The organism is Streptomyces sp. NPDC004031, from assembly GCF_053604375.1.
The window spans coordinates 38,413-61,136 of record NZ_JBSGHL010000011.1 but is presented as its reverse complement, the minus strand read 5'-3'; the positions used below and the strand labels follow the sequence as shown (position 1 = coordinate 61,136).

General features: G+C 73.0%; 20 protein-coding genes. 11 read left to right on the top strand and 9 right to left on the bottom strand.

Going from position 1 to position 22,724, the window contains the following annotated elements:
- Positions 1 to 310: 310 nt before the first annotated feature.
- Together ACWERV_RS09485 and ACWERV_RS09480 are read left to right on the top strand one after the other, a co-directional pair.
- Positions 311 to 2,947, top strand: a complete 2,637-nt coding sequence (locus tag ACWERV_RS09485) for a discoidin domain-containing protein (RefSeq protein ID WP_452930765.1) — start codon at positions 311 to 313, stop codon at positions 2,945 to 2,947.
- A 547-nt stretch (positions 2,948 to 3,494) separates the two neighbouring features.
- Positions 3,495 to 3,917, top strand: coding sequence for a hypothetical protein (locus ACWERV_RS09480; protein ID WP_452930763.1), 423 nt, complete (start codon positions 3,495 to 3,497; stop codon positions 3,915 to 3,917).
- A 91-nt stretch (positions 3,918 to 4,008) separates the two neighbouring features.
- On the opposite strand, the gene ACWERV_RS09475 is transcribed toward ACWERV_RS09480, so the two are convergent.
- From ACWERV_RS09475 to ACWERV_RS09465, 3 genes are all read right to left on the bottom strand, one after another.
- Complete coding sequence (locus ACWERV_RS09475; protein WP_452930761.1) at positions 4,009 to 4,575, bottom strand: hypothetical protein; 567 nt, start codon at positions 4,573 to 4,575, stop codon at positions 4,009 to 4,011.
- Between the two features lie 40 nt (positions 4,576 to 4,615).
- Positions 4,616 to 5,104 carry a DUF5709 domain-containing protein gene (locus ACWERV_RS09470; protein ID WP_452930758.1) on the bottom strand — a complete coding sequence of 163 codons (489 nt, stop codon included), beginning with the start codon at positions 5,102 to 5,104 and terminating at the stop codon, positions 4,616 to 4,618.
- A 480-nt stretch (positions 5,105 to 5,584) separates the two neighbouring features.
- Positions 5,585 to 6,208 (bottom strand): alpha-ketoglutarate-dependent dioxygenase AlkB, encoded by a 624-nt coding sequence (locus ACWERV_RS09465; protein ID WP_452930755.1) that lies wholly within the window; start codon positions 6,206 to 6,208, stop codon positions 5,585 to 5,587.
- 160 nt (positions 6,209 to 6,368) lie between these two features.
- On the opposite strand from ACWERV_RS09465, the gene ACWERV_RS09460 reads away from it, so the two are divergent.
- Entirely contained in the window at positions 6,369 to 7,910 is a 1,542-nt protein-coding gene (locus ACWERV_RS09460) for an ATP-dependent DNA ligase (protein ID WP_452930752.1), read from the top strand.
- A 382-nt stretch (positions 7,911 to 8,292) separates the two neighbouring features.
- On the opposite strand, the gene ACWERV_RS09455 is transcribed toward ACWERV_RS09460, so the two are convergent.
- Positions 8,293 to 8,676, bottom strand: a complete 384-nt coding sequence (locus ACWERV_RS09455) for a hypothetical protein (RefSeq protein WP_452930749.1) — start codon at positions 8,674 to 8,676, stop codon at positions 8,293 to 8,295.
- A gap of 115 nt (positions 8,677 to 8,791) precedes the next feature.
- Between ACWERV_RS09455 and ACWERV_RS09450 the strand changes: the two genes are divergently transcribed.
- Positions 8,792 to 9,202 carry a YchJ family protein gene (locus ACWERV_RS09450; RefSeq protein ID WP_398179965.1) on the top strand — a complete coding sequence of 137 codons (411 nt, stop codon included), beginning with the start codon at positions 8,792 to 8,794 and terminating at the stop codon, positions 9,200 to 9,202.
- Positions 9,199 to 9,843, top strand: coding sequence for a hypothetical protein (locus tag ACWERV_RS09445; protein ID WP_452930746.1), 645 nt, complete (start codon positions 9,199 to 9,201; stop codon positions 9,841 to 9,843). The genes ACWERV_RS09450 and ACWERV_RS09445 overlap by 4 nt, the downstream gene beginning before the upstream one ends.
- Positions 9,844 to 10,131: 288 nt before the next feature.
- Here the strand turns inward: ACWERV_RS09445 and ACWERV_RS09440 are convergent, their stop codons facing one another.
- Positions 10,132 to 11,346: an MFS transporter gene (locus ACWERV_RS09440; protein ID WP_398180828.1), complete on the bottom strand. Its 1,215-nt coding sequence runs from the start codon at positions 11,344 to 11,346 to the stop codon at positions 10,132 to 10,134.
- Positions 11,347 to 11,782: 436 nt separating this feature from the next.
- Between ACWERV_RS09440 and ACWERV_RS09435 the strand changes: the two genes are divergently transcribed.
- The 5 genes from ACWERV_RS09435 (at position 11,783) to ACWERV_RS09415 (ending at position 16,193) form a co-directional block, all read left to right on the top strand.
- Positions 11,783 to 11,965 (top strand): hypothetical protein, encoded by a 183-nt coding sequence (locus tag ACWERV_RS09435; protein ID WP_398179971.1) that lies wholly within the window; start codon positions 11,783 to 11,785, stop codon positions 11,963 to 11,965.
- Between the two features lie 259 nt (positions 11,966 to 12,224).
- Positions 12,225 to 12,431 (top strand): DUF5133 domain-containing protein, encoded by a 207-nt coding sequence (locus tag ACWERV_RS09430; protein ID WP_398179974.1) that lies wholly within the window; start codon positions 12,225 to 12,227, stop codon positions 12,429 to 12,431.
- A 153-nt stretch (positions 12,432 to 12,584) separates the two neighbouring features.
- Positions 12,585 to 13,001, top strand: a complete 417-nt coding sequence (locus ACWERV_RS09425) for a chaplin (protein ID WP_452930742.1) — start codon at positions 12,585 to 12,587, stop codon at positions 12,999 to 13,001.
- Between the two features lie 154 nt (positions 13,002 to 13,155).
- Entirely contained in the window at positions 13,156 to 14,241 is a 1,086-nt protein-coding gene (locus ACWERV_RS09420) for an S-(hydroxymethyl)mycothiol dehydrogenase (protein ID WP_452930740.1), read from the top strand.
- Positions 14,242 to 14,426: 185 nt separating this feature from the next.
- On the top strand, positions 14,427 to 16,193 hold the full coding sequence (locus tag ACWERV_RS09415) for an ABC transporter ATP-binding protein (protein ID WP_398179983.1): 1,767 nt from the start codon (positions 14,427 to 14,429) through the stop codon (positions 16,191 to 16,193).
- 48 nt (positions 16,194 to 16,241) lie between these two features.
- Here ACWERV_RS09415 and pgm read toward each other — a convergent pair whose 3' ends face one another.
- Positions 16,242 to 17,882: a phosphoglucomutase (alpha-D-glucose-1,6-bisphosphate-dependent) gene (gene pgm, locus ACWERV_RS09410; protein WP_452930736.1), complete on the bottom strand. Its 1,641-nt coding sequence runs from the start codon at positions 17,880 to 17,882 to the stop codon at positions 16,242 to 16,244.
- A gap of 140 nt (positions 17,883 to 18,022) precedes the next feature.
- Here pgm and ACWERV_RS09405 point away from each other — a divergent pair, with 140 nt between their 5' ends.
- Positions 18,023 to 19,537, top strand: a complete 1,515-nt coding sequence (locus ACWERV_RS09405; RefSeq protein ID WP_452930733.1) for an MFS transporter — start codon at positions 18,023 to 18,025, stop codon at positions 19,535 to 19,537.
- A 54-nt stretch (positions 19,538 to 19,591) separates the two neighbouring features.
- Here ACWERV_RS09405 and ACWERV_RS09400 read toward each other — a convergent pair whose 3' ends face one another.
- The 3 genes from ACWERV_RS09400 to ACWERV_RS09390 form a co-directional block, all read right to left on the bottom strand.
- The gene (locus ACWERV_RS09400; RefSeq protein ID WP_452930731.1) at positions 19,592 to 20,089 is read right to left on the bottom strand and encodes a MarR family transcriptional regulator; all 498 of its coding nucleotides are present in this window, start codon (positions 20,087 to 20,089) and stop codon (positions 19,592 to 19,594) included.
- A gap of 28 nt (positions 20,090 to 20,117) precedes the next feature.
- Positions 20,118 to 21,827 (bottom strand): MFS transporter, encoded by a 1,710-nt coding sequence (locus tag ACWERV_RS09395; RefSeq protein WP_452930729.1) that lies wholly within the window; start codon positions 21,825 to 21,827, stop codon positions 20,118 to 20,120.
- A gap of 147 nt (positions 21,828 to 21,974) precedes the next feature.
- Positions 21,975 to 22,490, bottom strand: a complete 516-nt coding sequence (locus tag ACWERV_RS09390) for a mycothiol transferase (RefSeq protein ID WP_398179999.1) — start codon at positions 22,488 to 22,490, stop codon at positions 21,975 to 21,977.
- Positions 22,491 to 22,724 lie beyond the last annotated feature (234 nt).

Below are 22,724 nucleotides of genomic sequence, written 5' to 3'. Positions count from 1 at the left end.
CGAACACCGAGCGCGATACGTGCTGGTCAACGCGTCAAGTTCAACATCTGTCGCAAGTTACGGGCCATTTGCCGGACTTGTTGGCCCTTCACCTTTTCGCCGTAGCGGCTTTGTGCACAACTCTTGACATGGATGAAACACAGGGAGAAACATCGCCGTGTGTGTCGGGAGAGCGCTCTCATTTCCATCGGGTTTCCCCTGGGAGAGCGCTCACCGTAGCGTCCCCCGGCACCTGATGAACCGTCCGTGCGCGCACGCGTCCGGACACGCACCCTCTGCCCCCCCACCTGTGGAACCAGGAGAGTTGCCCATGCTCGCTCCCCCCACCGGGACGGCCGCACTGAGATCCTCGGTGCTGTCGAACCGGCGCAAGGTGGCCGCGGCGCTGATCACGGCGCTGATCGCCTCGCTGCTGCTCTTCGTGCCCATGCGCTCGGCGCACGCGGCCGACACCCTGCTCTCGCAGGGCAAGACCGCGACCGCGTCCTCCACCGAGAACGCCGGCACCCCCGCCTCCGCGGCCGTCGACGGCAACACCGGCACCCGCTGGTCGTCCGCCGCGAGCGACCCGCAGTGGCTCCAGGTCGACCTCGGCGCCACGGACACCGTCACGTCCGTCACCCTCAACTGGGAGACGGCGTACGCCAAGGCGTTCCAGATCCAGACGTCGGCCGACGGCTCGAACTGGACGAACATCTACTCCACCACCACCGCGACCGGTGGCGTCCAGAACCTCACCGTAAACGGTTCCGGGCGCTATGTCCGGATCTACACGACGGCCCGCGCCACCCAGTACGGCGTGTCGCTGTGGGAGTTCCAGGTCTTCGGCTCCACCGGCGGCGGCTCCAACCCCGGCGCGGGCACCCTGCTGTCGCAGGGCAAGACCGCGAGCGCCTCCTCGACCGAGAACGCCGGCACCCCGGCCTCGGCCGCGGTGGACGGCAACACCGGCACCCGCTGGTCGTCGGCGGCCAGTGACCCGCAGTGGCTGCAGGTCGACCTCGGCGCCACCGCGACCCTCAGCTCCGTCACCCTCAACTGGGAGACGGCGTACGCCAAGTCCTTCAAGATCCAGACCTCGGCCGACGGCAGCAACTGGACCGACGTCTACTCCACCACCACCGGCACCGGCGGCACCCAGACGCTCAACGTCTCGGGCAGCGGCCGCTACGTGCGGATGTACGGCACGGTCCGCGCCACCGGCTACGGCTACTCGCTGTGGGAGTTCCAGGTCTACGGCACCGCGGGCGGCGGCGGCACGACCACCCCGCCCACCACGCCCCCCACCACCGACCCGGGCGGCCCGATCCAGGGCGGCGGAGACCTCGGCCCGAACGTCAAGGTCTTCGACCCGTCGACCCCGAACATCCAGGGCCAGCTGGACCAGATCTTCCAGCAGCAGGAGAGCAACCAGTTCGGCGACGCCCGCTACCAGGTGTTCTTCAAGCCCGGCACCTACAACGGCCTCAACGACCAGGTCGGCTTCTACACCTCGGTCTCGGGCCTGGGCAAGAACCCCGACGACGTCCAGATCAACGGTGACATCACCGTGGACGCCGGCTGGTTCAACGGCAACGCCACGCAGAACTTCTGGCGCTCGGTGGAGAACCTGGCCGTCAAGCCGGTCAGCGGCGACGACCGCTGGGCCGTCGCGCAGGCCGCGCCCTTCCGCCGCATCCACGTCGAGGGCGGCCTGAACCTGGCGCCCAACGGCTACGGCTGGGCGTCCGGCGGCTACATCGCCGACAGCAAGATCGACGGCACCGTCGGCCCGTACTCGCAGCAGCAGTGGTACACCCGCGACAGCTCCATCGGCGGCTGGACCAACGGCGTGTGGAACATGGTCTTCTCGGGTGTCCAGGGCGCTCCGGCGCAGGGCTTCCCGAACCCGGTCTACACGACGCTGAACACCACCCCCGAGTCGCGCGAGAAGCCGTACATGTACCTGGACGGCAACAACTACTCGGTGTTCGTGCCGAGCCTGCGCACCAACGCCAGCGGTGTGTCGTGGCCCAACACCCCGGGCACCTCGATCCCGCTGTCGCAGTTCTACGTGGCCCACCCGGGTGACACCGCGGCGCACATCAACGCGGCGCTCGCCCAGGGCCTGAACCTGCTGCTCACTCCGGGCATCTACCACGTGGACCAGCCGATCAACGTGACCCGCGCCAACACCGTCGTCCTGGGCCTGGGCTACGCCACGGTCATCCCGGACAACGGCGTCGACGCGGTCAAGGTCGCGGACGTCGACGGTGTCCGGCTGGCCGGCTTCCTGATCGACGCCGGCACCGGCAACTCCGCCCAGCTGCTCCAGGTGGGCGCTCCCGGTTCGTCCGCGAGCCACGCGTCCAACCCGACCACGATCCAGGACGTCTTCGCCCGGATCGGCGGCGCGGGCCCGGGTAAGGCGGACACCGCGTTCGAGATCAACAGCAACGACGTGATCATCGACCACACCTGGCTGTGGCGCGCCGACCACGGTGCCGGAGTCGGCTGGACCACCAACCCGGCCAACTACGGCATGAAGGTCAACGGCAACAACGTGCTGGCCACCGGTCTGTTCGTGGAGCACTTCGAGAAGTACGACGTCGAGTGGCACGGTCAGAACGGCAAGACGATCTTCTTCCAGAACGAGATCGCCTACGACCCGCCGAACCAGGCGGCGATCCAGAACGGCAGCATCCGCGGCTACGCGGCCTACAAGGTCGACGACAACGTGACCTCGCACGAGGGTTGGGGGCTCGGCAGCTACTGCAACTTCACCGCCGACCCGACGATCGTCCAGGACCACGGTTTCGAGGCCCCGAACACGCCCGGCGTGAAGTTCCACGACCTGCTGGTGGTGTCGCTCGGTGGCATGGGCCAATACGCCCACGTCATCAACAACACCGGTCCCGGCACGTCGGGCACCAGCACGGTGCCTTCGACGGTCACCTCGTACCCGTAACCGCGCGGCGGTGAGGGCCGCCACGCGGTCGTCGGTCGCGACGACCTGAAGGACCGAGGGGGCCGCCGTCCCGGGAGACCGGGGCGGCGGCCCCTGCCCTGTCCCCGGTGGGGGGCGGGGACACGGCGGCGCGGCAGTGGTTCCGTTCGCGGTGGGAGCGCTCCCAACCGCTGAGGGCGGCTCAGCCCCCGGACTTCGGTGAGTCCAAGGGGTTTACACAGGGACGGCTCTGCTGCGGCACCGGACGTCGACTCTCGGGGCCACGGTCGTACACGGCACCGCAACACATGGAAGCCAGCCGCCCGTACGGCGTCAAGACTCCGTCCTGGCTTCATGAAATGAACACACACGCCATCAGCTGTTCTGCACCTGTTCGGCACCTGCTCCGCGAGCGTCGTCGAGTGGGCGGGTGCCTGGCAGGACGGCCCGGACCGCGGCTCCTGCGGGCCATTCCCCGGCGGGAATTGTCCGGACCGTCCGGCCGCAGCAGGCTCTCGGACGTACCCGCGCACCGCGCACCGCGACTCCCCCGTGAGGTGGCAACCCCATGCCCGACACCGCTCTCGACGCGTTCGCCGACCGCTACATCGCGGTCTGGAACGAGCCCGACCCCGGTGAGCGCCGCAAGGCCGTCGAACTCCTCTGGTCCGACGACGCCCTCCAGGTCCTCCAGCCGCCGCAGGCGATGCGGGAGGAGGCGGAGAAGATCGGCATGCGCACCGTCGTTCTGGAGGCACGCGGGCACGACGCGCTGGAGTTCCGGGTCCGCACCGCCTACGAGGAGTTCGTCGCCCCCGGCGAGGCGGACTTCCGCGTTCACGGTGACGTGCAGCGGCTGCACGACGTGGTCCGCTTCCACTGGGCCTACGTCCCGCGCGACGGCGGCGAACCACGGGGCGGCGGCCTCCAGGTCCTGCTGCTCGCCCTGGACGGCAGGATCGCCACGGACTACCAGTTCATCGGCCTGTGACCGTACGCCCCGGGTCCCGTACCGACGCCGCGTCCCGCGCGGGGGCGTCGCGGACCCGGGGGGCGGCGGCCCATGGCGGCCGCGCCCGGTGTCAGGCGGCGAAGGCGCGGGCCAGCCGGGCGCTCTGGGTCGGTGACAGCTCGCGGTCGATCGCCGGTATGAGGTCGCGCCGCTCGTGCGCCATGTACAGGTCGAGCTCGCCGAGCACTCCGGACGCCGACACGTTGAAGGTGTCCTCCGGCTGGTCGCGCCGGAGCAGGTCGTCCAGATTCCGCTGGATGCGCTCGCCCTCCTCCCGGTCCTCCCGGACGACGTCGGCGGCCGCGTGCCGCTCGTCCAGCGCCTGCCGGGCGGTCTTCTCCGTCGCCTCGAAGTGCCGCGCCAGCGCGTTGGCCACCGGGCGCAGATCCGCCCGGCTGGGCATACGCGTGTCGTCGTGCCGGACGTGGTCCACCATCGCGTGGATCTCCCCGGCCGACTCCTGGATCCGCGCGGACAGCCCCTCGTGGTGCTCCCGGGCGGCGACCTCCGCGTCGGCGTCGGCCTTCGCGCGCTCGTCGAAGTAGGCCGCCTGGCCGCGGATGTTCGCCGGGCCGGCGATGCGGTCGTGCTCCGGGGGCGCGCCCGGGGTGTTCTCGGGCCTCATCAGTTCGCTCATCGCACTTGCTCCTTGCCTTCGCTGCAACGGCCGCCGGGGGCTACTCCTCCGGCTCGGGCCAGTCCGCGTCCGACACCGTGTGCATGGCCGCCTCCTCCGCGGACGCACCGGCGCCGTCGATGCCGACGTCCTCGCCGACCATCCCGTCCCGGCGCACGTGCACCCCCTCGTCGGGGGCGACGAGCCGGCCGGAACGCCGCTCCCCCGCCTCCACGTCGATCAGCTCGCCGTCGGAGTCCGGGGTGTCGCCCAGGCCGTCGCCGTCGGGCGGCGAGACGTCGGGGCGCTCGCGGGGCAGCCGTTCGTCCAGGTTCTCCCGGGCCTCCTGCTCGGCCGCAGTGGTGCCGTACTCGTCGACCGCGCGGGGCTTCTCCGGGGGCGAGTACCCCTCGTCGAGGACGTCGTCGGGCCCGCCGACGACCAGGGTGTCCTCAGGCTCCAGCGGTCCGGCGTCCTCCTGGACACCGCTGCCGTCCGACTGCGGCTGGTAGACGTCGTCGCCCATCGTGCCGTCGATCCGCTCGGTCATGTCGCCGCACCTGCCTCGTCCGCCGGCCTGGCCCCTTCGCGGACCGCGGCCCGCGCAACGGCGGCCGGACCTGCCGCGTGGAGCGCACGTCGCACGATTGACCACCGTCCTCCCTGCTCAGGAGCGGTACGGCCCGCGCTGCCGCCGCGCCGGTGCGGCGGCTCGGCGGGTCGTCCACCCGCACGCCTGCCCGTCCGGCCGGCACGGAAACCGGCCGGGGCGCCGTCCGCGGTTGCTCCGGACGGCCCACCTCCATCATGCGGCGGCCCCCCGCCCGGCGCCTGCGGGCGGACCGGTGGCGGATGCCGGCGGCGCACACCGGCGGCCGTGCCGGGGCCTCCGCGCCTGCCGCGGGGGGGGGTATGGGGCGGCACACGGGCCGGGGCCCGCCCGCACGCCGTCGTACGCGCCGTCACGCGCGCCCTCACGGGCAGCCCGGACCCCGCCCGGACGCCGTCGCACGGAGTCTCCCGCCCGGTGTCACGCCACGCCGCGCGGGCGGAACTGGACGCTGATCCGGCCGCCCACCGCCGCCCGCGTCTTGGGTATCGCGTGATCCCACGTCCGCTGGCAACTGCCGCCCATCACGATCAGATCCCCGTGCCCCAGCGGGACCTTGCGGGCCGGGGATCCGCCGCCGCGCGGGCGTAGCAGCAAGGGGCGAGGCTCGCCGAGCGACAGGATCGCCACCATCGTGTCGTGCGTGGCGCCGCGCCCGAAGCGGTCGCCGTGCCAGGCGACGCTGTCCCGCCCGTCCCGGTAGTAGCACAGCCCCGCGCTGACGAAGGGCTCCCCCAGCTCGGCCGCGTAGTGCCCGCTCAGGCGCTCACGCGCCTCGGTGAGCAGCGCGTCGGGCAGCGGGGCGCCCGCGGGGTAGTGGGCGAGCAGCCGGGGCACCGCGACCACGTTGTCGTACATCTTGCGGCGCTCCTCGTGCCACGGCACACGTGCGGCCAGCTCCGCGAACAGGTCGTCGGCGCCGCTGAGCCATCCCGGCAGGACGTCGATCCACGCCCCCTGGCCGAGCGGGGTGCGGCGCAGCCCGTCGAGACCGCCCAGGACCGGGGCGCCGGTGGCGAAGAGTGATGTCTGCTGATGGATCATGCGTCCACCATAACGCCGGATCGCACACCTTTTCGATTCCCCGTTCGAGTGAATCGCGCGGAGCCCGGACCGCGGTCGCCGGACGCCCGCTCCCCCGGGATCCGGATCCCACCGTGCAGGAAGGCGCGCGCCCGCGCCGCGTACGGCGCACGATGGAGGCATGCTCTTCGCGGAAGTCGCCCGGGTCTCCCGGGACGTCGCGGGCACGGCGTCGCGCTCGCGCAAGACCGAGCTGCTCGCGGGCTTCTTCCGGGAGGCGGAAGCGGGCGACGTACCGGTCGCCATCGCCTACCTCGCCGGCCGGCTGCCCCAGGGCAGGCTCGGCGTCGGCTGGGCCGCGCTGCGCGACCGGGCCGCGTCCGCCGACGCTCCGCGGCTCACCGTCGCCGAGGTCGACGCGGCGCTCACCGAGGTCGCCGCCGTGTCGGGACAGGGCGCCCAGGCCGGGCGGCGCGCGCTCCTCCAGGACCTCATGGGCGCGGCCACCGCCACCGAGCAGGAGTACCTGATCGGCCTGATCACCGGCGAGGTCCGGCAGGGCGCGCTGGACGCCGCGGCCGCGGAGGGACTGGCGGCGGCGACGGGCGCGCCGCCCGCGGAGGTCCGGCGGGCGGTCATGCTCGCGGGCGCGCTCGAACCCGTCGCGCAGGCCCTGCTGGCCCGCGGCCCCGAGGCACTCGCGGACTTCCGGCTCACCGTCGGGCGCCCGCTGCTCCCGATGCTCGCCGCCTCCGCGAAGTCCGTGGCCGAGGCCGTCGGCAAGGCGGGCGGGCCCTGCGCGGTGGAGGAGAAGCTGGACGGCATCCGCATCCAGGCGCACCGCGACGGCGACGACGTACGGCTCTTCACCCGCACGCTCGACGACGTCACCGACCGGCTGCCGGAGATCGTCACCACCGTGCGCACGCTGACCGGCACGCGGTTCGTCCTCGACGGCGAGGTGCTGGCCTTCGGCCCCGACGGACGGCCGCGGCCCTTCCAGGAGACCGCCGGCCGGGTCGGATCCCGCGTCGACGTCACGGCGGCCGCGGCCACGCTGCCGGTCTCCGCCGTCTTCTTCGACGTGCTCGCCGCGGGCGACCGCGATCTGCTCGACCTGCCGTACGGGGTACGGCACACGGAGCTGGAGGCCATCGTGCCGCCGTCGATCCGGGTCCGGCGCGCGGCCCTCGCCGACCCGGCGGACCCGGCGGCAGTGCGCGCCGCCGAGGACTTCATGACGGCGACCCTAGACCGCGGCCACGAGGGCGTCGTCGTCAAGGCCGACGACGGTCCGTACGCGGCAGGGCGCCGCGGGGCCTCGTGGATCAAGGTCAAGCCCGTCCACACCCTCGACCTCGTCGTCCTCGCCGCGGAATGGGGCCACGGGCGGCGCACCGGCAAACTGTCCAACCTGCACCTCGGGGCACGGACGGACGACGGCGGCCTCGTCATGCTCGGCAAGACCTTCAAGGGCCTGACGGACGCGCTGCTGGCCTGGCAGACCGAACGCCTGCTGGGGCTCGCGGTGCGCGACGACGGCCACGTGGTGACCGTGCGGCCCGAACTCGTCGTCGAGATCGCCTACGACGGGGTGCAGCGGTCGCCCCGCTACCCGGCGGGGCTCACGCTGCGGTTCGCGCGGGTGGTTCGGTACCGGGAGGACAAACGGGCGGATGAGGCGGACACGGTGTCCGCGCTGCGCGCTGCGCACGCGGGCTGAGCGGCCGCCGGGGGGGCTGTCGTGAGGGTGCCGGTCTCGTTCGGCCTCCCGCCGGTGGGACTGCCCCCGGTCCGGGGGTGGCCGGGGTCATCGGCGGGCCCTGCGGCCGGTGGGGGCTCGGCACGCAGTTCCCCGCGCCCCTGGAATGCCTGCCGTTTGTGGTCGACCTCCAGCCGGGGGGCTGGCCCCGGTCCGGGGGTGGCCGGGGTCGTCGGCGGGTCCTCCGCCCGGTGGGGGCTCGGCGCGCAGTTCCCCGCGCCCCTGGAATCGCTGACGCTTGTGGTCGACCTCCAGCCGGTGGGGGCTGCCCCCGGTAGTCGGCGGGCCTTCCGGCCGGTGGGGGCTTGGCGCGCCCCTGGGAGGGGGTCCCTTGGGGGTGGGGTCAGCGGGAGGTCAGGCGGAAGGCGGCTTCTTCTTCCTGGTCGCCGGAGGCCGTGCCGGTCACCTTGACCGTGAAGGATTCCGCCAGGGCCTCGCGGAGGCGGTCGACGGCGTGGTAGCCGCCCTGGGCGGTGAGTTTCACCGGGGACGTCAGGGGGGCCGGGCCGCCGGGAAGGGCGAGGGTGCGGGAGACGTCGAAGGTCGCCGACCAGACGATCGGGGTGCCTTCGGTGGGCTCCGCCGGTTCGTCGTCGGGCTCGCGGTCGCCCGCGAAACTGGTGTGCAGCGCGTCGAGGACCGTCTTCGCGTCCTCCTTCGCGCAGCCGTCGATGATGACGGTGACCTGCGCCGTCGGCTCTGCGGACTGTTCAGGTGCCGTACTCACGGGATGTCCTTCCGTCGCATGGGGTACCGCTGCCCCGCTCAGCGCATTTCCGCTGCTACGCGGACGAAACACCGGGTCACCCGAACAGCGGGGCGCGCGTCCGCGACAATGGGGCATGCCGTCTCGCGCCGCCCGCACCCCGCTCCCCTGCCCCTGCGGCCTGCCCGCCGCCTACGCCGACTGCTGCGGCGCCCTGCACCAGGGCCGCTCCTCCGCCGTCACCGCCGAGCAGCTCATGAGGTCGCGCTACGCCGCCTTCGCCGTGGGCGACACCGGCTACCTGCTGCGCAGCTGGCACTCGACGACCAGGCCGCGCGAACTGGACCTCGACCGGGACGTGCGGTGGACCGGCCTCGACATCCTCGGCGGCACCGGGGGCAGCGCCTTCCACACCGAGGGCACCGTCGAGTTCCGCGCGCACTTCCGGCACCGCGGCGAGGAGGGGGCGCAGCACGAGGACAGCCGCTTCGCCCGCGAGGACGGGCTGTGGGTGTACGTCGGCGAGGCCGGGCGGCCCGGCCGGTGACCGCGGCACGGGGGAACGGGCTCGACCCCGCGGTACGCGCCGCGCTCGCCGAGGAGCTGCTGGCCGCGCTGCCCGCCGCCTGCCCCGGCTCCACCGCGGAGCTGCGCGGATCGCTCGCCGCGGGGACGGCCGACGCGTACAGCGACATCGACATCGCCTGGCGGACACCGGCCGCGGACTTCGCACGGAGCGTGGAGGGGGCGCGGCGCACGCTCGGCCGGGTCGGGCCGCTGCTGTCGCTGCGCTGCGACCCGGATTCCGCGGCAGTACCCGGGCAGCGGCTGCTCTTCGCGGCCTTCCGCGGGCTGCCGCTCTTCTGGCGGCTCGACCTCGTCGTCTCGGCGGACGTGCCCGAGGCGGCCACGGTGCCGCAGGGCGAGGTGGCCGACCCCTGGTCGCCCGCGGCGAGCGCGCTCGCCAACGCCGTGGGCGCGATCAAGGCGTTGCGCCGGGACCGGCCGGACGACGCGCGGGGGCTCATCGACCGGGGCCTGCGCCGGGTCGGCGTGCGCATCGCCCTCACGGGCGTGTGGCGGACGGATGTCGCGCGGCTTGTCGCCGCGTCCGTCGCCGCGGATCCGGCGCAGCAGCGGCTCGCCTCCGCGGTGGAGGCTCTCGCCTCCGAACTCCTCCCGCGCTGAGCCTCTGCGCTTCCCCTGCTCACGGGGGTGAGCGTCCTCCGACCCCGCCCGTTCCCCGCCGGGCACGCGCCCTGGGCGCCGCCCAGGCGGAGCTCTGGGGGAGAACGGAGCGCTCGGCCCCCACCGGGGCGCGGGGCGTCACCGGCCCGGAGGGGCGGTTGCTGTCGTTTCCGGACCACCGGCCGGAGGTGGGTTGCGCGCGCAGTTCCCCGCGCCCCTGGTGGTTGCCCGGCGCGGCAGCGCGAAACGCGCCGCCCCGCGCAGCGGGTAGCTCTTCAGGCCGACGGCTCAAGCCGTCGGGCGACCCGCGTCGTAGGAGAGGAAGCCGCGCTGGAACAGCCCCACGCAGGTGATCGCGGCGATGCAGGCGAGGCCGCCGCCGACGATGGCGGCGGTGGGGGTGAAGAGGTCCGCGGCGGAGCCGGCGAGGAAGTCGCCGAGGCGGGGGCCGCCGACCACGACGACGAGGAAGACGCCCTGGAGGCGTCCGCGCATGTCGTCGGGCGCGGCGGACTGGAGCATGGTGTTGCGGAAGACCATGCTCACGGTGTCGGCGCACCCGGCGAGGGCGAGGAAGAGCAGGCCCAGCAGCAGGTTGCGGGTCAGGCCGAAGACGGCGACCGCGGCGCCCCAGGACGCGACGGCGAGCAGGACGGCGAAGCCCTGGCGGCGGACGCGGCCGAGCCAGCCGGAGAAGACGCTGCCGAGCAGGGCCCCGACCGCGGGTGCGGCGGCGAGCAGGCCGACGGTGCGGGTGTCGCCGCCGTACCAGAGCCCGGCGATGGCGGGGAAGAGGACCCGGGGCTGGGCGAGCACCATGGCGGCGAGGTCGGTGACGAAGGTGGTCCGCAGGTTGGGGCGGGCGGCGAGGTAGCGCAGGCCTTCGACGACGGAGGGGCGGCGCCGTTCGCCGGGTTCGCCCTCGCCGGGGAGCATCGCGGGCAGCCGCCACATCGCGTACAGGGAGGCGGTGAAGGCGGCGGCGTCGATGAGGTAGGCGGCCTGGTAGCCCCACAGGCCGACGAAGACGCCGCCGAGCATGGGCCCGGCCATCTGCCCGACGCCGCCGGACAGCGAGGCGAGGGCGTTGGCGGCGGGCAGCTGCTCGGGCGTGAGCAGCCGGGGGATCATGGAGGAGCGGGCCGGTGAGTTCATGGCGAAGCACACCGCCTGGAGGGCGACGATCGCGTAGAGCAGGCCGACGACCCGCAGGTGGGCGAGGGCGGTGACGGCGAGTGCGACGGACAGCAGGGTGGAGCCGCTCGCGGTGACGAGCCCGAGCCGGCGGCGGTCGACGGCGTCGGCGACGGCGCCGCCGTAGAGGCCGAAGACGATCAGCGGGCCGAGCGAGCACAGTCCGACGAGGCCGACGTAGAAGCTGGAGCCGGTGATCGCGTAGACCTGGAGGGCGACGGCCATGGCCGTCATCTGCTGGCCTATGTAGGACACCGCGTTGCCGAACCAGAGCCGCCGGAAGTCGGGGCTGTCCCGCAGTGGCCCGATGTCGGCGAGAAGTCGCCGGCGGCCGTCGCCGGGGGCGCCGGGGGCCGCCCCTGACCCGGATGGCGCAGTCCGGTTTCTGCTGTCTTTCTTACTCTTGAGCACGGCAAACGGTAGCAACGCAGCCCAGCGCTGCCGCGGCCGGGGCGTTCCGAGGCAGCCGAACCCGGGGTTGCCGGAATCCGAATCTGGGGAAAAACCGGCTGGTGACCATCGCACTGGCCGGAATACGCTGTGCGGGACGAAAAGGCCCGGAGGGGATGTACCGGCCCCTTGAGCCCGTCCCGGAACGAGTCGCCACCTCGGCCCCCCTTCCGGCTATCGCAACAGGCGCCACCGCGTCCGTACCGCCCGAAGTCAGAAATCCCGCCGGGCGCCCGACGCTGGGAAACGACCGCGCCAGGGCGACCCCGGTCGACGCGACGCTAAGGAGAACGCGGTGTCTGGAGATCAGCTCACGCAGGACGAACCGGCAACCGAACGCGGCTACGGCGGCGAACGGCGCATCGTCCGGCTCGGCGAGGAGGGACCGCTGAAGACGTGGTCCCGGTGTGCCCCGATCCGTCTCGCCGGATACGAGGACGACCCGTCCGAGACGCACATCCTGCGCAGTATCGACTAGTCGACACATTCCCTTTCTGCACCTCGCGCCTTTCCCGCACTCTTCTCGCCGGACCGGCGAACAGCGCCAGGCTCCCGGGCCGGGCGGGGACGTTCACCCAGGTCCCCGCCCGGCCCGCAGCCGTGACACCCGCGCACGGCGCACCGGTCGGGAGCCGTGCCGCGATGAGACGTGCGCGACATTCCCCGCGCATCGCGCATGTGCCCGCGGGGAGCGGGCATACGGGGGTCGACTTCACCGATCTTCGAGGAGTACGACGATGCTGATGGCCCACCCGACCGTCCTGCGGAACCTGGTGGAACGCTACGAGCTGCTCGCCTCGGTCACCGACGCCACGGATCCGCGCATCGCCGGGCAACTGCGGGACACCGCCTACACGTTGTGCGTGTCGACGGGCACCCGGGACGTCACCGACGCACTGTCGGCGGCGCGCGCCCATATCGCGGCGGAGGGCGCGGCCGCCTGATCGCGCACAGTCGGCCGAACAGTTCGCATGACCATGTGAAGAAACACGTTGGGATGAAATCCCCCGGCGGCATGACCCGTTCGGCCCTCCGACGGCGTTGTCACGAACAGCGGGCGCACGGCCCGTGACGATGCCTGGAAGGCAGGAATCGAAGTGAACGGACTCGCCCGGAAGGGCCTTGTCTCCGCGGTGGTCGCCGGCGGCGTGCTGGCCTCCGCGGGGTACGCGCAGGCGGATTCGGCCGCCTCCGGTGACGCCACCGGCTCACCGGGGATCCTGTCGGGCAACTCCGTGCAGGTGCCCGTGCAGGTGCCGGTGAACGCGTGCGGGAACAGCGTCGGTGTGGCCGGGCTGCTCAATCCGTCGTTCGGCAACGACTGCGCGAACACCGCGGCGGCGCCGCCCGTCCACACCCCCGTCCCGGCGCCGCCCGCCGCGCCCGCTCCCCCGGCGCCCGCGCTGGCGCACACCGGGGCGGGCGGCGCGTCCGCCATGGCGGCGGGCGGAGCGCTGCTGCTGCTCGGCGGAACGATCCTCTACCGCCGGACCAGGCCCGCCGCGCGCCGCTGACCGCGCGCACCCGCGCCCGGCCGCGGCACCACCCGGTCGGCCGCTGCCGCGTACTGCCCCCGGCGGCCCGCGGGCGCCTAGGGTCGGCAGCGGCACGGCAATGCATGAGAGCAGCGTGACGGGCGCCGGACGACGGCGCAGGAGGGCGGCAGGCATGGCACAGGAAGTCCGCGGGGTGATCGCGCCGGGCAAGGGCGAGCGGGTGCGCGTCGAGACGGTGACGGTGCCCGATCCGGGACCCGGCGAGGCGGTGGTGCGGGTGCAGGCGTGCGGGGTGTGCCACACCGACCTGCACTACAAGGAGGGCGGCATCGGGGACGACTTCCCCTACCTGCTCGGGCACGAGGCGGCCGGTGTCGTCGAGGAGACGGGGCCGGGCGTCACCGAGGTGCGGCCGGGTGACTTCGTGGTCCTCAACTGGCGCGCGGTGTGCGGCCGCTGCCGGGCCTGTCTGCGCGGCAGGCCCTGGTACTGCTTCGACACCCACAACGCCCGGCAGAAGATGACGCTGGCCGACGGCACCGAACTCTCCCCCGCCCTGGGCATCGGCGCCTTCGCCGAGAAGACCCTGGTCGCCGCGGGGCAGTGCACCAAGGTCGATCCGTCGGTGTCGCCGTCGGTCGCCGGGCTGCTCGGCTGCGGGGTGATGGCCGGGATCGGCGCCGCGATCAACACCGGGGCGGTCGGCCGCGGCGACTCCGTCGCGGTGATCGGCTGCGGCGGGGTCGGGAACGCGGCCGTCGCCGGGGCGCGGCTGGCCGGGGCCGCGCGGATCATCGCGGTGGACGTGGACGACCGCAAGCTCGCGACCGCCTCCGCGCTCGGCGCCACCCACACCGTCAACGCGCGGGCGGGCGATCCGGTGGCCGCGATCCGCGAACTGACCGGCGGTTTCGGCGCGGACGTGGTGATCGAGGCGGTGGGCCGCCCGGAGACGTACCAGCAGGCCTTCTACGCCCGGGACCTGGCCGGCACGGTGGTGCTGGTCGGGGTGCCCACGCCCGAGATGACGCTGGAACTCCCGCTGCTGGACGTCTTCGGCCGCGGCGGGGCGCTGAAGTCCTCGTGGTACGGCGACTGCCTGCCCTCGCGCGACTTCCCGATGCTCATCGACCTGCATCTGCAGGGGCGGCTGGATCTGGGCGCGTTCGTGAGCGAGACCGTCGCGCTGGACGAGGTCGAGGACGCCTTCGCCCGGATGCAGGCCGGGGACGTGCTGCGGTCCGTCGTGGTGATGTGACGCCCCGCGCGACCGTGCGGTGAGCGGCGCGACCGCGCCCCGGCGGAAAACGCCGGGGCGCGGCAGGCCGGACACGCCCTAGGGTGGTTGCGCGCGCAATCGACTACGGGCAGCACCTCAGCGTTGAGGTGCTGCTCGGCGCGCCCGCACGCACCACCGCGAAGACGTGATTCGAGGAGCCTGCAATGGCGTTGCCGCAAGGCACGCTCAGCCACCGCTACCGTGGCGAGCACCCCGTACGAACCCTCCTCTACCTCTTCCATCCCGACCGGCGGCGGGTCGCCCTGGCCGTCGCCGCCTTCTTCGGCAAGCACACACCGGTGTGGCTGCTGCCGCTGATCACCGCCAATGTCGTGGACGTCGTCGTCCAGCACCGGCCGATCCACATCCTGTGGTGGAACTCGGCGGTCCTGCTGGTGATCCTCGTGCTCAACCTGCCGCTGCACCTGACGTACGTGCGCTGCATGCAGGGCTCCATACGCCGCACCGGCACCCGGCTGCGCAGCGCGCTGTGCCACCGGATGCAGCAGCTGTCGATCGGCTACCACTCCCGGGTGAGCGCCGGTGTGCTCCAGGCCAAGGTGATCCGGGACGTCGAGACGATCGAGACCGCGGCGCAGCAGACCGCCGACAACGGGCTGGCGGCGCTGGCCACGCTGAGCGGCGGTCTGGTGGTCATCGGCATCCAGGCGCCCGCCTTCCTGCCGGTGTACCTGGTCGTGGTGCCGGCCTCGGCGGTGCTCGTGGTCAAGCTGCGGCGGCGGCTGCGGCACCGCAACGAGTCCTTCCGGCAGCAGGTGGAGCAGCTGTCGTCGCGGGTCAACGAGATGACGGCGCTGATCCCGATCACCCGGGCGCACGGTCTGGAGAACACCGCGCTGCACCGCGTGGACCGCACGCTCGGCGAGGTGCTGCACGCGGGGCTGCGGCTGGACCGGCTGAACGGCTGGTTCGGCTCGATCGCCTGGATCCTGCTCAACGCGATCGGCGTGGCGTGCCTGGCGGGCTCGGCGCTGGTGGCGTACTACGGCTGGCTGAGCGTCACACCGGGCACCGTGGTGATGCTCAGCGCGTACTTCTCCAGCCTCACCGGTTCGGTCACCACGCTGCTGACGCTGACCCCGCAGATCGGCAAGGGACTGGAGTCGGTGCGGTCGATCGGCGAGGTGCTCCAGGCGCCGGACCTGGAGCAGAACGACGGCAAGGCGACGGTCCAGGGCGTCACCGGCCGGTTCGAGTTCCGCGGTGTCGGCCACACCTACCCCGAGGCGGACCGCCCGTCGGTGACGGGCTTCGACCTGGACGTGCGGGCCGGTGAGACGATCGCGCTGGTCGGCGGGTCGGGCGCGGGCAAGTCGACGGTGCTCAACCTGGTCATCGGCTTCCTGCGGCCGAGCGAGGGCAGCATCCTGCTGGACGGTGTCGACATGGAGACACTGGATCTGCGCGACTACCGCAACTGGCTGTCGGTGGTGCCGCAGGAGTCGATCCTGTTCGAGGGCAGCATCCGGGAGAACGTCACCTACGGCATGGACGGGGTGCCGGAGGAGCGGGTGCGGGCCGCGCTGCGGGACGCCAACGCGCTGGAGTTCATCGACCGGCTGCCGCACGGCCTGGACACGGTCGTCGGCGAGCGCGGCGCCCGGATGTCCGGCGGGCAGAAGCAGCGGCTGGCCATCGCCCGCGCGCTGATCCGCGACCCGCGGGTGCTGGTCCTGGACGAGGCGACCTCGGCGCTGGACTCGCGCTCCGAGGCGCTGGTGCAGCAGGCGCTGACCCGGCTGGTGCGCGGCCGTACGGTCTTCGTGGTGGCGCACCGGCTGTCGACGATCCGGAACGCCGACCGGATCGTGGTGATGGACGAGGGCCGTGTCGCGGAGGTCGGCTCGCACGCCGAGCTGCTGCGCAGCGGCGGCGCGTACGCGGGGCTGCAGGCCGCGCAGCTCGCGTGAGCGCCGGGGCGGGGGCCCGTACGCCGGGTCCCCGCCCCGCGCCCGGGGTCAGCCGCCGAGGACGGAGTCGACGAGCGACTTCGCCTCCTGCTGGACCTCGGCGAGGTGGTCGGCGCCGAGGAAGGACTCGGCGTAGATCTTGTAGACGTCCTCGGTGCCGGACGGACGGGCGGCGAACCAGGCGCTGTCGGTGCAGACCTTGATGCCGCCGAGCGGCGCGCCGTTGCCGGGCGCCTCGTTGAGCACCGCGGTGACCGGCTCCCCGGCCAGTTCCTTGGCCGGGACCTGACCGGGCGACAGCTTGCCGAGGACGGCCTTCTGCTCACGGTCGGCGGGGGCGTCGATCCGGGCGTAGGCGGGGGTGCCGAAGCGCTCGGTGAGCGCGGTGTAGTGCTCGGAGGGCGTTTTGCCGGTGACGGCGGTGATCTCGGCGGCGAGCAGCGCCAGCAGGATGCCGTCCTTGTCGGTGGTCCACACCGAGCCGTCGCGGCGCAGGAAGGACGCGCCCGCCGACTCCTCGCCGCCGAAGGCGAGCGTGCCGCCGTGCAGGCCGTCGACGAACCACTTGAAGCCGACCGGCACCTCGGTGAGCGGCCGGCCGAGGTCGGCGACGACCTTGTCGATCATCGAGGACGACACCAGGGTCTTGCCGATCGCCAGTTCCGGCCCCCACTGCTCGCGGTGCCCGGACAGGTAGGAGATCGCGACGGCCAGGTAGTGGTTGGGGTTCATCAGCCCGCCGTCGGGCGTGACGATGCCGTGCCGGTCGGCGTCGGCGTCGTTGCCGGTGGCGACGGCGTAGTCGTCCTTGCGGTCGATGAGCGAGGCCATCGCGTAGGGCGAGGAGCAGTCCATGCGGATCTTGCCGTCCCAGTCCAGCGTCATGAAGCGCCAGGTGGGGTCGGTCGTGGGGTTGACGACCGTCAGGTCCAGGCCGTGCCACTCGGCGATGCGGCCCCAGTAGTCGACGGAGGCGCCGCCCAGCGGGTCGGCGCCGATCGTGACGCCGGCCCGGCGTACCGCGACGAGGTCGAGCACCGAGGGCAGGTCGTCCACGTAGCGGCCGAGGAAGTCGTAGCGGCCGGTGGTCTCGGCGGCCAGCGCCCGCGCGTAGCCGATGCGGTGGACGCCCCTGAGGCCGTCGGTGATGAGCTGGTTGGCACGGTCCTGGATCCAGGAGGTGGCGTCGGAGGCGGCGGGGCCGCCGTTCGGCGGGTTGTACTTGAAACCGCCGTCGGAGGGCGGGTTGTGCGACGGGGTGACGACGACACCGTCCGCGAGGCCCGAGGTGCGGCCGTTGTTGTACGTGAGGATGGCGTGCGAGACGGCGGGGGTGGGCGTGAAGCCGCTGTTCTCGTCGAGCAGCACCGTCACCCCGTTGGCGGCGAAGACCTCCAGCGCCGTCACCCGGGCGGGCTCGGACAGGGCGTGGGTGTCCACGCCGAGGAAGAGCGGCCCGTCGGTGCCCTGCCGGCCGCGGTAGTCGCAGATGGCCTGGCTGGTGGCGGCGATGTGGTCCTCGTTGAAGGCCGTCGCCAGTGACGAGCCGCGGTGCCCCGAGGTCCCGAACACCACCCGCTGCGCGGGCTCGGCGGGGTCGGGCCGCAGCGCGTAGTACGCCGTGACCAGGCGGGGCACGTCCACCAGATCCTCGGTACGGGCGGGCTTCCCGGCACGCTGGTGCGCCATTCACGTCTCCTCGGCTGCTCGGTCGCGTCGGTCGGTCCGGGCCCGGTGTGTGCGGCGGGCCCGCCGACCATTGTCATCCCTGCCCCGCGGCCACCCGTTGTTACCCGGCCATGTGGCACCCCAGCACCTAATCTGGCGTCATGGACCAGGATCAGAACGGGGTGGGCGTCCCGCTGTCGTCGGCGACCGGGCGGTGGGTGCTGGCGTGCTCGGTGCTGGGCTCGGGGATGGCGCTGCTGGACGGCACCATCGTCAACATCGCGCTGCCGCGGATCGGCGAGGACCTGGACGCCCCGCTGTCGGCGCTGCAGTGGACGGTCAACGGCTACATGCTCACCCTCGCCGGGCTGATCCTGCTCGGCGGAGGGCTCGGCGACCGCTACGGGCGGCGGCGGGTCTTCGTCACCGGGGTGGTGTGGTTCGCGCTGGCCTCCGCGCTGTGCGGGATCGCCCCGGACGACGGGGTGCTCATCGCCGCGCGGGCGCTCCAGGGCGTGGGCGGGGCGCTGCTGACGCCGGGTTCGCTGGCGCTCGTGCAGTCGACCTTCCGGGAGGACGACCGGGCCAAGGCGGTCGGCGCGTGGTCGGGCCTGGGCGGCGTGGCGGGCGCGGTCGGGCCCTTCCTGGGCGGCTGGCTGGTGGACGGACCCGGCTGGCGGTGGATCTTCCTGGTCAACCTGCCGATCGCCGCGGTGGTGGTGGCGATCGCGGTGCGCCATGTGCCCGAGAGCCGGGACCGCAACGCCTCGGGCAGCTTCGACGTGCGGGGCGCGGCGCTGGCCGCGCTGTGCCTGGCGGGTGTCACGTACGCGCTGATCGCCGCGTCCGGCCACCCGTCGTGGACGACGGTGGTGGTGCCCGCGCTCGTCGGCGTGGCGTGCGGGGTGGCCTTCCTGCGCACCGAGCGCCGGGTGAAGAACCCGATGCTGCCGCTGTCCGTCTTCTCCTCACGGCTGTTCACGTCGATGAACGTGGTGACGCTGTGCCTGTACGCGGCGATCGGCGGTGTCTTCTTCATCCTGCCCGTGCAGTTGCAGATCGCCGCCGGGTACAGCGCGCTGCACGCGGGACTTGCGACGCTGCCGGTCACCGTGCTGATGCTGCTGCTGTCGGCCCCGGCGGGCGGGCTCGCCCAGCGCATCGGGCCGCGGCTGCCGCTCACCGTGGGGCCGCTGGTGACCGCGGCCGGGCTGCTGCTGCTCATCCGGCTGGGGCCGGGCTCGTCGTCGTACCTGCTGGACGTGCTGCCCGCGGTGGTGGTGCAGGGGCTGGGGATGAGCATGTTCGTGGCGCCGCTGACGGCCACCGTGCTGGCCTCGGTGGACGTCGACCACGCGGGGATCGCCAGCGGCGTCAACAACGCGGCCGCCCGGGTGGCGCAGCTGCTGATCGTGGCGGCGCTGCCGCTCGCGGTGGGGCTGTCGAACCAGGCGTACCGCTCGCCGCACAAGGTGAACGACGCCTTCGGCAGGGCGATGCTGATCTGCGCCGGGCTGTGCGGGCTGTCCGCGCTGCTGGCCTTCACGCTGGTGCCGCGGCAGGCGCTGGGCAAGGAGGGCGCGGAGCCGGCCCCCCAGCCGGAGTGCCGGGCCAACTGCGGCTTCTCCGCCCCGCCGCTGGAGCCGGGCGGACCGGGCCGCAAGGCGGCGGGCTGACGGGGCGTACGGAAGCGGCCCGGCGGGCGTACGGGGAGCGGCCCGGCGGGGGCGTCAGGCCCGCGTCTGCTGCGCCGCGGTGTCCGCGGGCCGCTCGTCCGGCTGCGGGTCGGTGAGCAGTTGCTCCAGCGCGGGCAGGGCGGCCAGCAGCGCGTCGAGCTGGTCGGCGTCCAGCCGGGCCATCCGGCGGGCCAGCAGTTCCGAGCGGGTGCGGCGGATCCGGCTGAGCACCTGCGCGCCCTCGGGCGTGATGCTGACCAGCCAGGAGCGGCCGTCGGAGGGGTCGGGCTGCTTGACGACGAGCCCGGCGCCGAGCAGCGGGGCGACGGTACGGGTCAGCGAGGGGGCGGCGACCTGCTCGTGCGCGGCCAGCTCGCCGATCCGCAGGGGGCCGTGCTGCTGGGTCCTGGCGAGCGCGGAGAGCTGGGCGTAGGTGAGGTTGAGGTCGTCGCCGGAGGCCTGGGCGAGCTGCCGGTAGAGCCGGGCGATGATGAGCCGCAGCCGGGCGACGGCCGCGGAGGAGGGCGCCCCGCGCCCGTCGGTCTCGGTCATGGCGGGGCGCCTCCTGGTCGTACCGCGGTCAGCTGTCCTGGGCGGTGCGCCGGCTGCGGATGAGCGACGCGCCCGCCGCGACCAAGGACATCACGATCGCGAGGGAGAACACCACGACCAGGCCGTCGTGGAAGGGCCCGGAGATGAGGTGCGGGAAGAACTCCCGCCCGGTGAGGGTGTGCGCGTTGGCGGCGGGCAGCTTGCCGAGCAGGTCGGGGCCGAGCAGTTGCTGGATCGGGTTGTAGCCGAGGAAGGCCGCGAAGAGCGTGCCGACCGGGGGCAGGTTGGCGACGTCGTGCGCGTTGGAGGCGGGCACGCCCTGCGCCATCAGTCCGGTGCTGAGGGTGTGCGGCAGCGAGCGGGCGAGCCCGGCGACCATCAGCGAGAAGAACACGCCGATGGAGAGCACCATGCCGGCGTTCTGGAAGGTGGCCCGCATACCGGAGGCCGCGCCTCTGGACTCCGCCGGCACGCTGGCCATGATGATCGACGTGTTGGGTGCGGCGAACAGCCCGCCGCCCAGGCCGTTGAGGAAGACCACGAGGGCGAAGAGCCAGTAGCTGAAGTCCGTCGGGATGAGCAGCAGCCCGGCGAAGGATCCGGCCATCACGACGAAGCCGGCGGCGGCGAACAGCCGGGCGCCGTAGCGGTCGGACAGCGCGCCCGCGATGGGTCCGGCGGCGAGGAAACCGACGGTGAGCGGCAGCAGGTAGATGCCGGCCCACAGCGGGGTGTCGTCGTAGTTGTAGCCGTGCAGCGGCAGCCAGATGCCCTGGAGCCAGATGATGAGCATGAACTGCAGGCCGCCGCGCGCGATGGAGCCGAGCAGGGTGGCCGCGTTGCCGCCCGCGAAGGAGGCGTTGCGGAAGAGCTTCATCGGGAACATCGGCTCGGCGACCCGGTTCTCGATGACGCAGAAGGCGACGAGCGTCGCGGCGCCGCCGATGAGCCCGGCGAGCACCCACGGGTTGGTCCAGCCCATGGTGTGGCCGCCGTAGGGCTGGATGCCGTAGGTGATGCCGGCCAGCAGCGCGGTGAGGCCGACGGCGAAGGTGATGTTGCCCCACCAGTCCATCTTGGCCGGGCGGCGCACACCGGTCTCGTGCAGCGAGCGGTAGGCCCACACGGTGCCGATGATGCCGATGGGCACGTTCACCCAGAAGATGGAGCGCCAGTTCCACTCGGCGAGCAGGCCGCCCAGGACCAGGCCGATGAAGGAGCCGGCGATACCGGCGACCATGTTGACGCCGAGCGCCATGCCGCGCTGCCGGGCCGGGAAGGCGTCGGTGATGATCGCGGCCGAGTTGGCCATCAGCATGGAGCCGCCGACCGCCTGGGCCACCCGCCACCCGATCAGCCACAGGGCTCCGCCGCCGCCGTGCATCGGGTCGACGGACAGGATGATCGAGGTGATGGTGAAGATCAGGAAGCCGGCGTTGTAGATCTTGACGCGGCCGAGGATGTCGCCGAGCCGTCCGAGCGTGACCACCAGGACGGCGGTGACGAGCATGTAGCCCATCAGCATCCAGAGCAGATAACTGACGTTGCCGGGCTGGAGCGGGTCGAGCCTGATGCCGTTGAAGATCGCGGGCAGCGAGATCAGCACGATCGAGGAGTTGATCGTGGCGATCAGCATGCCGAGGGTCGTGTTGGACAGTGCCACCCACTTGTACCGCGGGTGGTCGGAAGCGATCCGCGGGGTCCGCGGTATTCGCTTGGTCGCGTCTTGTGTCGCCATCAGGCCCTTCACACCCCGCCCGGGTCAGTGGGTTCAAGTTATTTAACTTAGGTTAAGTAACTCTACCATCGGGACATGAACGGCTGCATCCTGCACGGAGGGCGCCCTCGCCCGTCCTGGAGTGCGCCCCGCCCGCCGCCGCACGCCTCAGCCGCGCCGGCGCAGCAGGTGCCCGTGCAGGAACGCGGCCTGGCCGACGTGCTGGAGGTCGTCGTTGACGACGCTGACGAGCCGTACGCCGAGCGTCACCGGCGGGTTCCAGCGGCGGTCCACGACCCGGTCGAGGTCGGCGTCCGTCAGCGTGCCGAGGTAGGCGAGGCTGCGCTCGTGGACGGCGTCGTAGTAGCCGGTGAGCACGTCGGCGGAGGCGGGGCGCACCGCGGCGACGTCGTCGGCGCTGTGGCCGTAGCCGAGGTCGGCGGCGTCGAAGGGCAGCCCGAAGGTCTTGTCCCAGCCGTCCTCGGTCCACGCCTGCGGGCGGCCGGCGACGTCGGCGACATGGTCGTCCTGGACCCGGGTCAGATGCCAGATCAGCCAGCCCACGGTGTTGGCGGCGGGGTCGACGCGGTGGGCCAGCTCGTCGGGGGTGAGGCCGTCGACGGCCTCGTGGACGGCGTCCTTGATCCGGTCGAAGGCGTCGGCCAGGAGTTCTGCGGTGTTCATCGGGGCTCCTCGCGGCTGCGGGGCGGTGCCGCGTGCGCGGGGCCGGTGGGCCTCACGAAGCGGCCTGATGATCCGATCTTCGCCGATGAACGCCGTGAGGGCGGGGATATCCGGGCGGGGATGTGACGGGCGGTGAGGTGGCAGGTGGTGAGCTGACGGGTGGCGAGGTGACGGGTGGGGAGGTGACGGGCCCGGACGACGGCCCCGGCGCCGGGCGGGTCCGCCGACCCGCCC

What these genes read in the sequence shown, in the direction of transcription:
- ACWERV_RS09450 (WP_398179965.1), top strand. Translation starts at nt 8,792, where the DNA reads ATGCCGTCTCGCGCCGCCCGCACCCCGCTCCCCTGCCCCTGCGGCCTG.
- ACWERV_RS09430 (WP_398179974.1), top strand. Translation starts at nt 12,225, where the DNA reads ATGCTGATGGCCCACCCGACCGTCCTGCGGAACCTGGTGGAACGCTAC.
- ACWERV_RS09485 (WP_452930765.1), top strand. Translation starts at nt 311, where the DNA reads ATGCTCGCTCCCCCCACCGGGACGGCCGCACTGAGATCCTCGGTGCTG.
- ACWERV_RS09405 (WP_452930733.1), top strand. Translation starts at nt 18,023, where the DNA reads ATGGACCAGGATCAGAACGGGGTGGGCGTCCCGCTGTCGTCGGCGACC.
- ACWERV_RS09475 (WP_452930761.1), bottom strand. Translation starts at nt 4,575, where the DNA reads ATGAGCGAACTGATGAGGCCCGAGAACACCCCGGGCGCGCCCCCGGAG.
- ACWERV_RS09420 (WP_452930740.1), top strand. Translation starts at nt 13,156, where the DNA reads ATGGCACAGGAAGTCCGCGGGGTGATCGCGCCGGGCAAGGGCGAGCGG.
- ACWERV_RS09470 (WP_452930758.1), bottom strand. Translation starts at nt 5,104, where the DNA reads ATGACCGAGCGGATCGACGGCACGATGGGCGACGACGTCTACCAGCCG.
- ACWERV_RS09465 (WP_452930755.1), bottom strand. Translation starts at nt 6,208, where the DNA reads ATGATCCATCAGCAGACATCACTCTTCGCCACCGGCGCCCCGGTCCTG.
- ACWERV_RS09415 (WP_398179983.1), top strand. Translation starts at nt 14,427, where the DNA reads ATGGCGTTGCCGCAAGGCACGCTCAGCCACCGCTACCGTGGCGAGCAC.
- pgm (WP_452930736.1), bottom strand. Translation starts at nt 17,882, where the DNA reads ATGGCGCACCAGCGTGCCGGGAAGCCCGCCCGTACCGAGGATCTGGTG.
- ACWERV_RS09395 (WP_452930729.1), bottom strand. Translation starts at nt 21,827, where the DNA reads ATGGCGACACAAGACGCGACCAAGCGAATACCGCGGACCCCGCGGATC.
- ACWERV_RS09390 (WP_398179999.1), bottom strand. Translation starts at nt 22,490, where the DNA reads ATGAACACCGCAGAACTCCTGGCCGACGCCTTCGACCGGATCAAGGAC.
- ACWERV_RS09460 (WP_452930752.1), top strand. Translation starts at nt 6,369, where the DNA reads ATGCTCTTCGCGGAAGTCGCCCGGGTCTCCCGGGACGTCGCGGGCACG.
- ACWERV_RS09480 (WP_452930763.1), top strand. Translation starts at nt 3,495, where the DNA reads ATGCCCGACACCGCTCTCGACGCGTTCGCCGACCGCTACATCGCGGTC.
- ACWERV_RS09400 (WP_452930731.1), bottom strand. Translation starts at nt 20,089, where the DNA reads ATGACCGAGACCGACGGGCGCGGGGCGCCCTCCTCCGCGGCCGTCGCC.